15 protein-coding genes are annotated in these 14,066 nt (G+C 51.2%); 7 read left to right on the forward strand and 8 right to left on the reverse strand.

Annotated elements, in window-relative coordinates:
* Positions 1 to 33: 33 nt before the first annotated feature.
* The 5 genes from AC1RJ3_RS02970 to kefC all read left to right on the forward strand — a co-directional run bounded on the left by AC1RJ3_RS02970 (position 34) and on the right by kefC (position 4,848).
* The gene (locus AC1RJ3_RS02970; RefSeq protein ID WP_493077383.1) at positions 34 to 1,158 is read left to right on the forward strand and encodes an alkene reductase; all 1,125 of its coding nucleotides are present in this window, start codon (positions 34 to 36) and stop codon (positions 1,156 to 1,158) included.
* Between the two features lie 269 nt (positions 1,159 to 1,427).
* Positions 1,428 to 1,916 (forward strand): hypothetical protein, encoded by a 489-nt coding sequence (locus AC1RJ3_RS02975; protein ID WP_493077385.1) that lies wholly within the window; start codon positions 1,428 to 1,430, stop codon positions 1,914 to 1,916.
* A gap of 172 nt (positions 1,917 to 2,088) precedes the next feature.
* A complete protein-coding gene (locus AC1RJ3_RS02980; protein WP_019579167.1) occupies positions 2,089 to 2,307 on the forward strand; it encodes a tautomerase family protein in 219 nt (72 codons plus the stop codon).
* A gap of 191 nt (positions 2,308 to 2,498) precedes the next feature.
* The gene (kefF, locus tag AC1RJ3_RS02985; protein WP_493077388.1) at positions 2,499 to 3,020 is read left to right on the forward strand and encodes a glutathione-regulated potassium-efflux system oxidoreductase KefF; all 522 of its coding nucleotides are present in this window, start codon (positions 2,499 to 2,501) and stop codon (positions 3,018 to 3,020) included.
* 1 nt (position 3,021) lies between these two features.
* On the forward strand, positions 3,022 to 4,848 hold the full coding sequence (kefC, locus tag AC1RJ3_RS02990) for a glutathione-regulated potassium-efflux system protein KefC (RefSeq protein WP_493077390.1): 1,827 nt from the start codon (positions 3,022 to 3,024) through the stop codon (positions 4,846 to 4,848).
* Between the two features lie 37 nt (positions 4,849 to 4,885).
* Here the strand turns inward: kefC and AC1RJ3_RS02995 are convergent, their stop codons facing one another.
* From AC1RJ3_RS02995 to AC1RJ3_RS03025, 7 genes are all read right to left on the reverse strand, one after another.
* Positions 4,886 to 5,215 (reverse strand): thioredoxin family protein, encoded by a 330-nt coding sequence (locus tag AC1RJ3_RS02995; protein ID WP_493077392.1) that lies wholly within the window; start codon positions 5,213 to 5,215, stop codon positions 4,886 to 4,888.
* Positions 5,216 to 5,287: 72 nt separating this feature from the next.
* Entirely contained in the window at positions 5,288 to 5,983 is a 696-nt protein-coding gene (locus AC1RJ3_RS03000) for a DsbA family oxidoreductase (RefSeq protein WP_493077394.1), read from the reverse strand.
* Positions 5,984 to 6,096: 113 nt separating this feature from the next.
* Positions 6,097 to 6,675, reverse strand: a complete 579-nt coding sequence (locus tag AC1RJ3_RS03005; protein WP_493077396.1) for a TetR/AcrR family transcriptional regulator — start codon at positions 6,673 to 6,675, stop codon at positions 6,097 to 6,099.
* Between the two features lie 176 nt (positions 6,676 to 6,851).
* Positions 6,852 to 7,625 carry an SDR family NAD(P)-dependent oxidoreductase gene (locus AC1RJ3_RS03010; RefSeq protein WP_493077398.1) on the reverse strand — a complete coding sequence of 258 codons (774 nt, stop codon included), beginning with the start codon at positions 7,623 to 7,625 and terminating at the stop codon, positions 6,852 to 6,854.
* Between the two features lie 96 nt (positions 7,626 to 7,721).
* The gene (locus tag AC1RJ3_RS03015) at positions 7,722 to 8,276 is read right to left on the reverse strand and encodes an OsmC family protein (protein ID WP_493077400.1); all 555 of its coding nucleotides are present in this window, start codon (positions 8,274 to 8,276) and stop codon (positions 7,722 to 7,724) included.
* Positions 8,277 to 8,660: 384 nt separating this feature from the next.
* On the reverse strand, positions 8,661 to 9,224 hold the full coding sequence (locus AC1RJ3_RS03020) for a TetR/AcrR family transcriptional regulator (RefSeq protein WP_493077402.1): 564 nt from the start codon (positions 9,222 to 9,224) through the stop codon (positions 8,661 to 8,663).
* Between the two features lie 107 nt (positions 9,225 to 9,331).
* On the reverse strand, positions 9,332 to 10,816 hold the full coding sequence (locus tag AC1RJ3_RS03025) for an amino acid permease (RefSeq protein WP_493077404.1): 1,485 nt from the start codon (positions 10,814 to 10,816) through the stop codon (positions 9,332 to 9,334).
* A 390-nt stretch (positions 10,817 to 11,206) separates the two neighbouring features.
* Between AC1RJ3_RS03025 and metC the strand changes: the two genes are divergently transcribed.
* Both metC and AC1RJ3_RS03035 read left to right on the forward strand, forming a co-directional pair.
* Complete coding sequence (gene metC / locus AC1RJ3_RS03030; RefSeq protein ID WP_493077406.1) at positions 11,207 to 12,397, forward strand: cystathionine beta-lyase; 1,191 nt, start codon at positions 11,207 to 11,209, stop codon at positions 12,395 to 12,397.
* Positions 12,398 to 12,496: 99 nt separating this feature from the next.
* Complete coding sequence (locus AC1RJ3_RS03035; protein ID WP_493077844.1) at positions 12,497 to 13,363, forward strand: DMT family transporter; 867 nt, start codon at positions 12,497 to 12,499, stop codon at positions 13,361 to 13,363.
* Positions 13,364 to 13,478: 115 nt separating this feature from the next.
* On the opposite strand, the gene AC1RJ3_RS03040 is transcribed toward AC1RJ3_RS03035, so the two are convergent.
* Positions 13,479 to 13,844: a histone-like nucleoid-structuring protein, MvaT/MvaU family gene (locus AC1RJ3_RS03040; RefSeq protein ID WP_493077408.1), complete on the reverse strand. Its 366-nt coding sequence runs from the start codon at positions 13,842 to 13,844 to the stop codon at positions 13,479 to 13,481.
* Positions 13,845 to 14,066 lie beyond the last annotated feature (222 nt).

Raw genomic sequence — 14,066 nt, forward strand, 5'->3', positions numbered from 1 at the left:
GCCTTCAACTCTTTAACGACGTCGAGATTAGTCATGAATAAGCTGTTCACCCCTTACGATCTGTCAGGCATTGCGCTGAAAAACCGTGTTGTTATGGCGCCGATGACCCGCACCCGAACCCTGAACAACATTCCAAATGAATCCAACGCACTGTATTACGCGCAACGTGCTTCTGCCGGCTTGCTGATCACCGAAGGCCTGCCTATCTCCGACGAGGCTCGCGGCTATCTGTACACCCCGGGCATTTACGAAGATGAGCACTTGCCAGGCTGGCGCAAAGTCACTGAAGCCGTGCATGCCAAAGGTGGGAAGATTTTTGCGCAGCTCTGGCACGTTGGCCGTATGTCTCATGTCTCGGTGCATGGCATGGTACCGGTCTCCTCGGGTACGGTGCCTGCGGTTGATACCACGGTGTATGCGTGGATCGATCCTAGCAAATCAGGCCCGGTTCAACCCAGCGCACCACGAGCTCTGGAAACTGAGGAAGTAAAACGCGTCATCGCCGAGTTTGTGAAATCTGCGCGGATGGCAATGGACGCAGGTTTTGATGGTATCGAAATCATGGCTGCGAACGGCTTTCTGTTCGATCAGTTCCTGAGCAGCGCCCTGAACACTCGAACCGACCAATACGGTGGCTCCATTGCCAACCGTCAGCGCTTCCTGCTGGAGACCATTGACGCAATCGCTGCCGAAATCGGCGGCTCGAAGATTGGCGTGCGTTTCTCGCCGTTTGGCCGCCTGTATGACTTTGGCGTGTACGAAGGCGAAGAAGAAACCTGGATGAGCATGGCAGCTGCGCTCAATGACCGCGAACTGGCGTTCGTTCACCTGAATTACCAACCGACCATCGTCGCCGCCCAAACGCCTCCGGGTTTCGGCGCTGCATTCCGCGAAGCCTACAAAGGCACCTTGATGGCTGCCGGCGGCTTCACCAAAGAGATCGCAGAGTCTGAACTGGCCAAAGGTGAACTCGACCTGATCGCTTTCGGCACCGCCTACATTGCCAACCCTGATTTGGTAGAGCGTATGCAGAACGGCTGGCCATTGGCAGAGGGCGACCGCGCGACCTACTACGGCGTCAGCGACTCGATTGATAAGGGGTATACCGATTACCCGAATTACGTTAACGCACATCAGGCTGTTCCGGCTGAAGCGTAATTACGTTAAGGCACAGCCTACGTTCAGTTATGCGTGGGCTGGCCTGCTCTGCACCTTAACTAGGTTTTAAATATTAATTTGAAAAGTGTTAGGGAGAGAAGTTATGAACCGTAAGATTGTTTCCGGGTTATTTTTATCAGCCATTGGAATATACATCTTGGGGCCTCAATCTCCGATACGTGCCGAAGCGCAAGCGTCCTCCGCAAGCTCTGTATTGTTTGTTGATAGCCAAGCCACACCTACCGCAGTCGCATCTGATGGTTCGGATCATGCCGGTGCAGGCGCATTGGCTCGAAGCGGTGCTGAGCGTGACAAAGGCCAGGTGGCCGCCGACGGTGCTGATCATGTCGGGGCAAAAGGTGTCGCCGCTGATGGCGCCGATCATGTCGGCGCAAAAGGTATCACCGCTGATGGCGCCGATCATGTCGGGGCAAACCGCCAGGCCGCTGATGGCGCCGATCACGTCGGGGCAAACCGTCTGGCCGCTGATGGCGCCGATCACGTCGGGGCAAAAGGTCTCGCCGCTGATGGCGCCGATCATGTCGGGGCAAAAGGTCTCGCCGCTGATGGCGCCGATCATGTCGGGGCAAACCGCCTGGCCGCTGATGGTTCGGATCGCGTGGGTAAAAATCAAGTTGCTTCCAATGAAACTAGAATTCGGATCGGTGGTATTGGCTCCGATGCAGTGGCTTCATTTAGATAGTTTGTCTACCCAAACCATGTCAACGCTGACCAGCGCTGTTCTGGCTGAAGCGTAATTGCCTTAAGACAAAGCCTACGTTCAGTCGTGCGTGGGCCGGCCTGTCATAACGCGGGCTTTGCCTCTCACGCGTATGTGCAAAGAGTGTATTGCAACCCGCTTTCCTAACGTCACGAAGATATGGGCGCCTTCGACACTGACCTTAAGCCCTCATTGAAATGGAGCACACTATGCCGTTAGTAATTATTAAAGGTATCGAAGGCGTTTTCACGGAAGAGCAAAAAGCCGAGGCGATTCATAAAGTTACCGAGGCCATGGTCTCAGTTGAGGGCGAAAACATGCGCGCCCTCACTTGGGTTCTTTTCGAGGAAGTTAAAAGCGGCAGTTGGGGTATTGCAGGAGAGCCGATCACCGCAGAAAAGGTGCTTAAGCTGCAAGCTGGCGAATAAGGCGCTGCCCTGCTAATCAAGCCTTTTCTGGATTTGATGCATCTCGTTCCTTGGGATTTGGCATCTTCTCCAGGGGGGGCTTTTTCATTCAAAAGACATTAATTGACCTCAAAGTGCTTGAATGAAAACCATCCTTTACGTGGGGGTGGGCTCTATCACTCATCGACCTAACGGACATCCTGGAGGTCATCTTGATTCTTATCATTTACGCTCATCCATACCCCGAAAAATCACTCGTCAATAAAGCAATGCTCGAACGCGCATCCAGCAATCCGAACATCGCCATACGCTCCCTATATGACCTTTATCCGGACTTCAACATCGACGTTGAGACTGAACAGAGAGCGGTCGAACAAGCACAGATGCTCGTATTGCAACATCCGATGTATTGGTACAGCTCCCCGCCTCTTTTGAAATTATGGATCGATAAAGTATTCACTCACGGTTGGGCATACGGCAAAGGCTCTGTCGCCCTCAAAGATAAGAGTCTGATGTGGGCCGTCACGACGGGTGGCGAGCACGATCATTTCCAAATAGGCGACCACCCAGGTTTCTCGGTGTTGGCTCAACCCCTCCACGCAACGGCAATCTATTGCAACATGCGCTGGCTGAACCCGGTGGTGGTGCACGGCGCGTATGCAGCTGCACCCGACTCCCTACACTCACAAATCGAGCACTATTACGCGCGCTTGGCCTCCTGGAAGGAAGATTGATATGGAGACTCACAGTCTGATTGAAATGCTCATTTACTTGGGCTCAGCTGCCTTGATAGTCCCCATCGCCGTTCGGTTGGGGCTGGGCCCGGTATTGGGCTATTTGCTTGCCGGTTGTCTGATCGGCCCGTGGGGCCTGAAGCTGGTAACGGATGTGGAATCCATCCTGCACTTTGCTGAAATCGGCGTAGTTTTGATGTTGTTTATCATTGGTCTCGAACTTGATCCCAAACGTCTTTGGGCCATGCGCCGAATGGTCTTCGGTGGCGGCGCATTGCAGATGCTTGCCTGCGGTGTTGCAATTGCCGTGTTTTGCGCCGCACTTGGCTTGAACTGGACAGCAGCACTGTTGGTTGGGTTGACGCTGAGTCTGTCGTCGACCGCCATCGCCATGCAGGCCATGAACGAGCGAAACATGATCCCGACCGCCGTGGGTCGCAGCAGCTTTGCCGTGCTGTTGTTCCAGGACATCGCGGCGATTCCGCTGGTCGCGATGATTCCATTGTTAGCAGTAAATGGTGGTACGCCTTCCGGCGCGGAACTCGCGGTGTCCATCGCAAAAATCGTCGGCGCGATCGTCGCGGTGGTGCTCTTGGGTCAGTACGTCTCCCGGCCCGTTCTGCGCTTTGTCGCGCGCTCAGGCTTGCGCGAAATCTTCAGTGCCGTTGCGCTGTTTCTGGTGTTTGGATTTGGGTTGTTGCTGGAAGAGGCAGGATTGTCCATGGCTATGGGAGCATTTCTCGCCGGCGTCCTGTTAGCCAGCTCGGAATACCGGCACGCGCTGGAAAGTGACATCGAGCCATTCAAGGGACTGCTGCTCGGTTTGTTCTTTATTGGCGTCGGAATGTCGATCGACTTCGGTACGTTGATTGATGCACCACTGAAAGTCTTGACGCTGACCTTGGGTTTTATCCTGATCAAGCTGCTGGTGATCAAGCTCCTTGGGCGCTTCTTGAGTGTCCCGACTGAACAACGCTCTTGGCAGGCGGTATTTCTGGGTCAAGGCAGTGAGTTCGCCTTCGTCGTGTTTGGCGCAGCAACGGTTGCCGGCATCCTAGTCGACCCTTGGGGTAAAAGCCTGACCTTGGCGGTCGCACTGTCCATGTGCGTCACACCTCTGCTGATCCTTGTGCTCAATCGCCTGGAGTCCGCAAGTAAACAGGACAATCAGAAAGCTGACACCATCGACCAGCGCAATCCTCGGGTAATCATCGCCGGCTTTGGTCGATTCGGCCAAATCGCGGGCCGTCTATTAATGTCCTGTGGTTTTGAAGTAGTAGTGCTGGATCACGATCCCGATCATATCGAGACGTTGCGCAAGTTCGGGGTCAAGGTGTTCTACGGCGACGCGACCCGCCTCGATTTGCTGCACTCCGCCGGTGCTGCTCAAGCAGTGGTGCTGATAAACGCCATCGACAATCAGGACGATAACCTGGCACTAACCCGGCTGGCCCAAGAGCATTTTCCCTCTCTGAAGCTGGTGGTGCGCGCTCGGGATATGGGGCACATCATTACCCTACGCCAGATGGGCATAGAAGCAGTTGAGCGGGAGACTTTTGAGAGCGCTTTGTCCCTTGGACGCAGAGCGCTGGAACAACTGGGCGTCGGGCGCTACGAGGCCCGTGAACGCGCGGATCGATTCCGCCGCCTGAACCAGGAAATGCTTGAAGAAATGGCCGCGCAGCCCGAGGACGACACTGAGTTCAAGTACGACGCATACAAGCGGGCCAACGCCCTGCTAACGGAAATCTTCAATGAAGATAGAGCTCATCCGATCAATACCTGGCCGGAGCAAAGTCGAGCCAAGGCGGAGGAGAAAGATAGCTAACGAAGATCGAAAGATTTAATGCCATTTTGAAACCGGTCTACAAGACGTCCTTCAAGTCAGCCAAGATTGCTTTCTTCAACGCGGCAACCGATCGAGAGCCGGCCAGAACCAAACGTAACCGCCCTTCGTGAAAAATCGCCAAGGATGGCACTGATCGTATGCCGTACATCTGGGAAATCGTCGGCGAAACAGCCACATCAATCTTTCCGAATGCGGCGCGAGAATGCAGCTTGTCTGCCAGGTCATTAAAGACCGGCTTCATTTCCTGGCAAGGCTTGCACCAAGACGCCGAAAACAGCACGACGCTGCTGCCTTTTGCAACGAATCTGGCGAACTGTTCGGCTTTCAAGTCTACGATACGGTTCATTTGCACCTCACCCACAACGCCACTTCAAATCTAGAGATTGCAGCACCAACAGGTGCCGCAAAGCCTCTAGCATCAATTACATCCATCAATACCGCAGACTTGACCGCTGAACGACTCCTCCTCGCCCTTTGCTTCCAAATACATTTGATTGAATGCTTGGAGAAAGTCTTCTGGACGCTGAGCACCCGACATGGAAAATGCACTATTGAACACAAAAAACGGAACGCCTGAGCCGAATTGGGCCGCCACGTGCTCGTCTTCCTGCATCTGAAGGCGCAGATCCGGGGATGACCACGCGAGTCGAATCGACTCATCAGATACCCCTACAGACTTTGCTATCGCCTCTAAACTTTTTCTGTCAAAGAGCGATTTACCCTGGGTGGTACTTTGCTCATAGAGCGCTTCCACCAGGTTTTTCTTCACGGCTTCATCTTCGACTGCTTTGACTAATACGTGCGCATCCGCAGTATCACCAAACAGCATGGTTTCGAAACGGTAATCAAGCCCCGAAGATTGGCCATATTGCTTCACCGTACTCATCATGGTTACAGCGGCGGCTGGACTACCCAATTTACGTTTGAGGGCTCCTACCATAGGCTCAGCAGCATGATTCGGGGCAAGACGGTACGCTCTTACTTTGACTTGAACACTGTCTTTGTACGGGAAACTTTCAAGCGCATTTTCGAAACGACGCTTAGCGACCCAACACCAAGGACAGACAAAATCAGACCAAATATCCACTACAAACTTTTTCGAAACACCGTTCATAAATAACTCTACACTGAAGGAAATGAAAGACGCAGCCACTTATTGGGCAAAGACCAAAAGACTGTTTAAAAACAGCCCTTATGATGGCTACCGGCATGTTTGAGTTCATGACACTACGAGAGGGCTGAACGCTCTAGCGGTTGAAGCAAATAGTTAAATCCCGCCAAGGGATCCACTGATCTGCCTATTGTCCACTCAATGAGACTTGCACCTTCTAGCGTGCTCAGCAGCATGAACGCGTAGGCTTCAGCAGGCATAGGCAGCAACCGCGCGTTTTTCATGGCGGCCTCACTGATGGCTTTCTCCAGCCAGTCAAGTTGTGCCTCGAAAAAGCCCCTAGTAAGCCCTTGAAGCGATAATGGTAGCGCAGCCATTTCTGCCGCCAGTGCGCCACACAAAGGTAGAAGCCCTTCATTCGCACTGATGCTGAACAGGCAGGAAAACGCTCGAAGTCGCATCAGCGGATCCTGATCAGCGTCTTCGATTGACCTCAAGGTTGATTGGAAGCGACTGATAGAGTCCTTGATCAACTCTTGACCGAGGCACTCTTTGGTCGGGAAGTGATGATGAATACTGGCTTTTCTTATACCAATCTTCGCGGCCAGATCAGCATAACTAAATGCTGAGTAGCCCCTAGACCTCATCTGGTCTTCTGCGACTTTTAACAGCGCTGCTCTTGTAGAAATCGACATTGAAATCTCCTGCGGCCAGACTTCAGCCGCCCTACACCAGAAGCTGGCTAGCTGCCGCCAGCTGGGCCAGATAAATGGCCTTGGATAAACGTTCGAGCCATTGCACCTCCCAGCACTCTTGGTGATGGAATGGAAGTCGCGCTATGACGACTTCCATCAGATTGCGTTAGCTGAAATCAGGCACGAACGGCCATGATTCCAGCATCCACGTCCCAGATAGCGCCGGTCACCCAGGACGTCTTGTCCGACAGCAGGAACAGGATGGTGTTGGCGACATCTTCCGGAACACCCACACGCCCCAGCGGATGGAACGCGTTAAGCGATTCCATGGCTGCTGGAATTGCCTCTTTGTCCATGAACCCTTCATAGATCGAGGTGTGAACGATCCCTGGCGAGACGGCGTTGACGCGGATACCCGAGTGAGCCAATTCAATTGCCAGGTTACGTGTCAGCGCGTGCAGACCTGCCTTCGCCATGGAGTAGGCAGAGGCCGGCGAACCTGCCAATGCGGCCTGTGCACCGATGGAGCCGACGTTGACGATTGACCCTTCGCGCTTGGCGGCGAGCATGTTCTTGACCACTGCTTGGGTGATGAAGAACGTCGCACGGTTGAGAGACAGGTACATGTCGTACTCAGCTTCGTCGTGCTCGGTGAAGGCTTTGGGAATGAATATGCCGGCGGAGTTCACCATCAGGCTGATATCGCTATGGTTGGCATTGATTTCATTGCGAACGAAATTCATGCCCTCTTCAGTCATGAGGTTTGCAACTATCACAGAAACCGGGCCGAGCGCGCTCAACTCACTACGGACGGCCTCTGCCTTGTCTTGTTTACTGCCTGTCAATACCACACTACCGCCAGCTTTCAGCACCATTCGGGCAGTTTCCAGACCCATACCACTGGTACCACCTACAACAAGCAGTTTCTTACCTTTGAAAAAATCGTTCATTTCGTACTCCAGTTAACTAAGTTTCCGAAAATTGCAGCGCCAGAGGTCATTCGCCTGCTGGCGCTCCTTGGGTTCAGAGAGTCAAACCAGATGAAATCAGTCCTCACGAACCTCGAGGGTCGGCACCATGCGGATGGCTTTCGAGAAGTTGGCGTAGTTCACCGACGTCTTGAGTACATTTTTATGCAATTCTTCCACGCGCTCACGAGGTGCGTCGGTGTGCAGACGAATCACGACGCTCACTTCGTCGTACCCTGGGTTGACGCTCTCGTCGAGGCCCAAGAAACCACGCAGGTCGAGGGTACCGTCCGTCTCAATTTCGAGACTGTGGATCTTAATACCCATCATGGCGGCGTTGGCCGCATAGCCCACCGACATGCAAGCGTTGAGAGCGGCCATCAACAGTTCTTGAGGGTTAGGCGCGGTGTTCTGGCCTAGCAACTCATTTGGCTCATCGGCGACGATTTCGAAATCTCGCGAGTAGGTTTCACCGGCCAAGCTGTAGCGGTTGACTTTCGCCACAGAGCGAGTCTGGCCTTTCCACTCGGTCTTGACGTTAAAGCTCGCGTGACGCTTGGTCGCATCCTCAGCAACACCTTGGGCAAACTGCTGCAGGGCGGCTACGTCAATACCATTCAGGTTATTCGTCATTTGGTAAGTCCTCTGTGGAATGCATTTTTTCGCATGGGTTGATGTTCGACGAAAGAACTCTACCAACTGGTAGGATGGCTTGCAATAGGATTTTTGTTAAATCGGATGAGACACCCAAGCTGCAAATGAAGGATCCGGCTCTCAAGCCCTATTAAACGTACCGCATAGCAAAGCACCGCTTGTCCGAACGGACAGACGGAGGCAGCATATGAACAGGAAAGCGCACCTAAAATTTTGGTCTGAGCGGAGTAATACCGCTTAGTGGAGAAATCTACAGAGGATCGGAGGAATAACGAGGGGGAGCCCACCTATAAAGATGGGCAGAAACAATAACTTGCAAAGAGATTTGCTAGCTAAATGGCAACGAGATGTTCTAAGAGCAAATTACGACACGATAATATTTTGCAAAATCAAATCAAACCCAGACTGATCAACTGCATTGTCGTTGAGCGCCCAAGAAACAAAACTGCTACCTTCAAGCAAGCTCAAAATAGCTCGTGAAACCTCTTTAGGATTGAGATCTGCTTTTATAACCTTCTCGGATTGACCTATTACGAGATTACTTTCCAACCAGGCAATATGTATTTCGAAGAATTTTCTGGTCAGCTCTTTAAGGCTGTCCGGTAGAGCTGATAGCTCAGCAGCAAGCGCACCGCAAAGGGGCAGCATGCCGTTTTCCAAGCTATCAACGAAAAGCTCAGCAAATGCTTTTAATCGAACAACTACATTAGGACTCTCTTCGTTTATTGATTCCAGATTTTTATTAAATCTAAATAGATAACTCTCAATAACGGCGATTCCGAGCCCTTCTTTTGTAGGGAAGTGATGATGAATGCTCGCCTTTTTAATGCCAATTTCGTCAGCCAAATCGGCATAGCTAAATGCCGCGTAGCCTTTGGTACGCAGCAATAACTCGGCGGTGGTTAAAAGGTCGGAACGCGTACTCATAAAGCCTACCTTGAGTTTTTGATGCAAACATATTAACTGTCTTAGAGCAATGGTTCAACTCATAGCGATGAGAGAACGTCATAAAACGTGCTCTCATCGCTATTAAGCTAGGCCCCTACGTGACTGGAATTGCCCCCAATCTCTTCCGAGCCCTTTGCTTTGGAACGGACGGCCTTCGACCAACCCAGCATCAGTGCTCCAGCGACTAACGGTATAGAAAGGACGGTGTAAGTTCCGTTGGGATAATCGAAGCCCAAAAGAACCAATACCACGAGCAAGAAAACAAGAGTTAGCCAAGAAGTAAACGGAGCGCCAGGCATCCTGAATGAGACCATTTCGACATCACCTCTTTTCACAGCACGACGGTAATTTATTTGAGACAACACAATGAATGCCCAAGTCGAAAGAATCCCCAGCGACACCAGGTTCAGCAAGAGCTCAAATAATTGAGATGGAATCAAGAAATTTAGTACAACACCAAGCACGTTAATCCCCATGGTGACCAGGATTCCCATATAGGGCACTCCTTGGGTACTCATGCGTTTAAACATTTTGGGCGCCGACCCACCCATGGCAAGTGATCTCAAGACGCGCCCGGTTGCGTATAAACCAGAGTTAAGGCTTGAGAGCGCCGCCGTCATTACAACGATGTTCATAACGGAGCCAATGCCAGGAATCCCCAGTGCCTCAAAAAACGTTACGAAAGGACTGACGTTAGCGCTATAAGCTGTCCAAGGCAGAACAGTAACAAGTAAAAATACTGATCCTACGTAAAACAGACCTATTCTCCAGATCACACCATTGATTGCTTTAGGGATAACATTTTTAGCATCCGCCGTCTCGCCGGCGGCAGTCCCCACCAACTCTATGCTCGCATAAGCAAAAATCACGCCTTGCACAATGATTATTGCAGGCAGAAGCCCATGCGGAAATATTCCCCCGTTATCTGTGATCAAGTGCAAGCCTGGAATATGCCCCGCAACCTCATGGCCCGTAGCAAAAAAGAAAGATCCAATCACCAAGAACACACTGATAGCGGCGACCTTAATCACGGCAAACCAAAATTCCATTTCACCAAACCATTTAACACCAACCATGTTCATTAATGTAACTACACCCAAGGCGCTTAATGCGAAAACCCACTGCGGAACGTCCGAGAAAATACTCCAATACTTCATATAAATAGCGATCGCTGTTATATCAACGACGCCTGTTAACGCCCAAACCAGAAAATACATCCAACCAGCGACGAAAGAAGCACGCTCCCCCATAAACTCTCTGGTATAGGAGACAAAACTTCCGCTGCTTGGACGGTGCATTACTAGCTCACCAAGCGCCCTTAAGATGAAAAAAGCGAATATGCCACAGATTAAATAGACGACCGCAAGTGCAGGCCCCGCAATTTGCAGTCTAGCCCCAGCACCCAAGAACAGTCCTGTGCCGATGGCTCCACCTAGCGCCATCATTTGCACGTGACGTTTCTTTAAATGCTTTGAGTATCCGCTTTCATGGGAATCAAGCCAGTTCGACCTATCTTTTAGTTCATTGCTGCACTGAACTGCTGAGAGGGGTTTTATTTTTTGTTTTTTCATGTTTCACCCAAGCGATTAATTTGCAGTTTTTTTTCTTATCCATTGCAAACTTAACTTTCTTCTTCCCATTCCAAACGAGAAGTGTGAGAGAGGCCTTGAGCTCCCAATGTCATCAAAGACACTAAACCACTCCCACTCAATGCCATAGCACGCTCAGATCATCGCTTTTCGGTCGACCAGGTAGCGAAATTCTGAGACACAAAAAACCTACCATTCACATGGTAGCCATGCAAATAATATTTTTAAATATTTTCAATTCATTGTTTTTAAACGTATTTTGTTTACATGCCAACCTTATGGTAGACATTTAACACGAATGGCATTTTAATCTGAATCTGCGTTAGCTAGCGCGAAACCCAAACCTCACTAGCACAAGAAATGGAAGCCGGTATGAAAAAATATAAAAACGTACAAACCCTACTCGCCCACGCTTCTATCGAGCCTGAGCAGCATCATGGCTTCGTGAACACACCGGTTTACCGAGGTTCCACTGTGGCTTTCCCTACGTGTGAATCGATGCGTGAGGGACGCCAAAAATATACGTATGGCCGGTGGAACAACCCTTCAACGGAGGCATTGACTCAGGCCCTCCAGCAGCTGGAGGGTGCGGAAGGCACGATTCTTTGCCCTTCAGGGCTCTCCGCATGTACGACTGCCATACTGTCTGTGGTGGGAGCTGGGGATCACCTGCTAATTGCCGACAACGTGTATTCGCCGATAAGGGCTTTTTGTGAGCAGGTGGGTCACCGCCTTGGAATCGAGGTCTCGTTTTACGATCCGACAATAGGTGCCGGAATCGTAGATTTTCTCAAGCCAAACACTAAAGCCATCTATACCGAATCCCCTGGCTCCTTGACTCTGGAAATACAAGACATCCCTGCTATAGCCAAGGTTGCCCATGAACATGACATCCTGGTTATTGCAGACAACACTTGGGGCACCCCGCTTTACTTTCCTTCACTGGAGCTTGGTGTCGATCTATCCATCATGGCCGCCACGAAATATATCGTCGGTCACTCAGATGCCGTTCTTGGCACCGTATCAGCCTCCAAGCGTGCGTGGGAAAGCCTCAAGCGATTCCATTTCAACATGGGCTTGTTTGCTAGTCCGGATGACGTGACGCTGGCGCTCCGAGGGATGAGGACGCTAGATGTGCGACTGGAACGTCATTACAAAAACGCGACGATGGTGGCTAAGTGGCTGGAGACACGCGAGGAAGTGGAAGCAGTTTATTATCCTGCATTAGAGTCTCACCCTCAGCACCAGTTATGGAAGAGGGATTTTAAAGGAGCATCAGGTTTACTGTCCTTTGTGACCAAACCTTCCACACAAGCAGCGGCAGATGCACTCTTGGATAGCCTATCGTTGTTTTCAATTGGCTACTCTTGGGGCGGTTTTGAAAGCTTGGCGATGATCGCAGATCCCAAACCCGTTAGAAGTGCGACGTCCTGGGAAGTTGATGGGCACCTTGTGCGGCTGCATATTGGTCTTGAAGATCCATCTGATCTTATCGCCGATCTCGAAGAAGGCTTTACGAGATTTAATATGTTACGCGGCCAACACATCGCCAAATATTCATAAAACTGCGTAAGGCACAGCCCTTTATAGGCTGTGCTTGCCGCCTGGTAAATATTACACCGGTACTGCGGGGAACAGTTAGTGTCACAGCATATACTTAATATACCGTTATTCAACGGCGCTCGAAAAGTAGTCCTTCTCACTACTTTAGCAATGCTGGCATTCGCAGCTAATTCGGTGCTTTGCCGGCTCGCACTTCGCCATACAGAAATTGATCCTACGTCCTTCACACTTATACGCCTGGTGAGCGGAGCTATCATGCTTTGGGTGCTCCTAGCGATCAAAGGTGCTACTTCCCGTCCATCAGGAACCTGGCTTGGTGCTTTCACCCTGTTCGCCTACGCATTTGCTTTTTCATACGCATATTTGAATTTGGAAACTGGAACTGGCGCTTTATTGTTGTTCGGCGCAGTACAACTCACCATGCTTGGTTACGGGTACTGTAAAGGTGAGAGGATGCAAGGAGTCGCAATTGTAGGGCTACTTCTTGCTATTGGAGGTCTTGTGGCCTTGTTATTACCCGGGACAAGTGCGCCTGCGCTTGGTAGCGCTGGGATTATGCTGTTATCAGGCATTGCATGGGCCGGATACTCCTTGATCGGCAAGCAATCGAACGACCCACTCGCATCGACTACAGGGAATTTCTTGCGAGCCGTCCCTATGATGTTTTTGGCATCGATCCCTTTCGTACATGACTTTTCAATCGATTTATTGGGCGTTCTTTGCGCCATTGCTTCTGGGACGATTGCCTCAGGTGCTGGTTATGCAATCTGGTACGCGGCGATACGTTCGCTTTCATCGTTCCGAGCAGCAACCATCCAATTGAGTGTTCCCGTCTTAGCGTCTCTCGCTGGGGTACTCATCCTGGGTGAGCACCTCACTGTTCGTTTAGCACTGACATCGCTAGCAGTGTTAGGAGGAATTGGGTTGGTGCTCAGCGACAAGCGCTTAGCAAATGCCACTAACTGATCTCACGAATCCCAATCGCCACCGACCGGGGGCATTGGCTTCTAGGCGCACTATCTTTTCTCTTCATATGACCAAAAAAAGGGCTATCAAAGGCCCTTTTGTACTCAAACCAAACTCACTTGGTCAGCCAGGACTCGACGGCGTCAGAGCCGTACTGAGCCTTCCATTCCTTCAGCGTTTTGTGATTGCCGCCTTTGGTTTCGACGACTTCACCGCTGTGAGGATTTTTGTAGACCTTCAATTGGCGCGGTTTGCGGCTGCCGACTTTCGATTCGGTTGCTGGTGCGCGACGGCTGGCCTGTGGATCAAGCAGGCTGATCACGTTTTTCAAGCTGTAGCCGTACTCACCAAGCAAAGCGCGCAGTTTGCCCTCAAACTCCATTTCCTTCTTAAGGCCGGAATCGCTTTTCATTGATTCGAGCTCTGCGAGCTGGGCGGCCAATTGTTGTTCGAGTTTACGAAATTCAGCCAAACGAGACATGGGCAAGTTCCTTATTTTTTGATAACACGTAGTGTGGACACATAATAGATCGTTTTACAGCCCCAAATCTCTGTGGAGTTGGTCTTCTTGGATCTCTTCAGTTGCGTGCCCAGCCTTCACCAGATACCACTGAAGCTGACAACGTAGGTGGTCTTTGAGTCGAGACCTCAGCTCAAGGTAACCAGGAACATCAACACAGGATTCAGGATGAAGCCCTCGTTG

The organism is Pseudomonas sp. GW822-FHT04C11, from assembly GCF_058800905.1.

What these genes read in the sequence shown, in the direction of transcription:
- AC1RJ3_RS02970 (WP_493077383.1), top strand. Translation starts at nt 34, where the DNA reads ATGAATAAGCTGTTCACCCCTTACGATCTGTCAGGCATTGCGCTGAAA.
- AC1RJ3_RS02975 (WP_493077385.1), top strand. Translation starts at nt 1,428, where the DNA reads ATGCCGGTGCAGGCGCATTGGCTCGAAGCGGTGCTGAGCGTGACAAAG.
- AC1RJ3_RS02980 (WP_019579167.1), top strand. Translation starts at nt 2,089, where the DNA reads ATGCCGTTAGTAATTATTAAAGGTATCGAAGGCGTTTTCACGGAAGAG.
- kefC (WP_493077390.1), top strand. Translation starts at nt 3,022, where the DNA reads ATGGAGACTCACAGTCTGATTGAAATGCTCATTTACTTGGGCTCAGCT.
- AC1RJ3_RS02995 (WP_493077392.1), bottom strand. Translation starts at nt 5,215, where the DNA reads ATGAACCGTATCGTAGACTTGAAAGCCGAACAGTTCGCCAGATTCGTT.
- AC1RJ3_RS03000 (WP_493077394.1), bottom strand. Translation starts at nt 5,983, where the DNA reads ATGAACGGTGTTTCGAAAAAGTTTGTAGTGGATATTTGGTCTGATTTT.
- AC1RJ3_RS03005 (WP_493077396.1), bottom strand. Translation starts at nt 6,675, where the DNA reads ATGTCGATTTCTACAAGAGCAGCGCTGTTAAAAGTCGCAGAAGACCAG.
- AC1RJ3_RS03010 (WP_493077398.1), bottom strand. Translation starts at nt 7,625, where the DNA reads ATGAACGATTTTTTCAAAGGTAAGAAACTGCTTGTTGTAGGTGGTACC.
- AC1RJ3_RS03015 (WP_493077400.1), bottom strand. Translation starts at nt 8,276, where the DNA reads ATGACGAATAACCTGAATGGTATTGACGTAGCCGCCCTGCAGCAGTTT.
- AC1RJ3_RS03020 (WP_493077402.1), bottom strand. Translation starts at nt 9,224, where the DNA reads ATGAGTACGCGTTCCGACCTTTTAACCACCGCCGAGTTATTGCTGCGT.
- AC1RJ3_RS03025 (WP_493077404.1), bottom strand. Translation starts at nt 10,816, where the DNA reads ATGAAAAAACAAAAAATAAAACCCCTCTCAGCAGTTCAGTGCAGCAAT.
- metC (WP_493077406.1), top strand. Translation starts at nt 11,207, where the DNA reads ATGAAAAAATATAAAAACGTACAAACCCTACTCGCCCACGCTTCTATC.
- AC1RJ3_RS03040 (WP_493077408.1), bottom strand. Translation starts at nt 13,844, where the DNA reads ATGTCTCGTTTGGCTGAATTTCGTAAACTCGAACAACAATTGGCCGCC.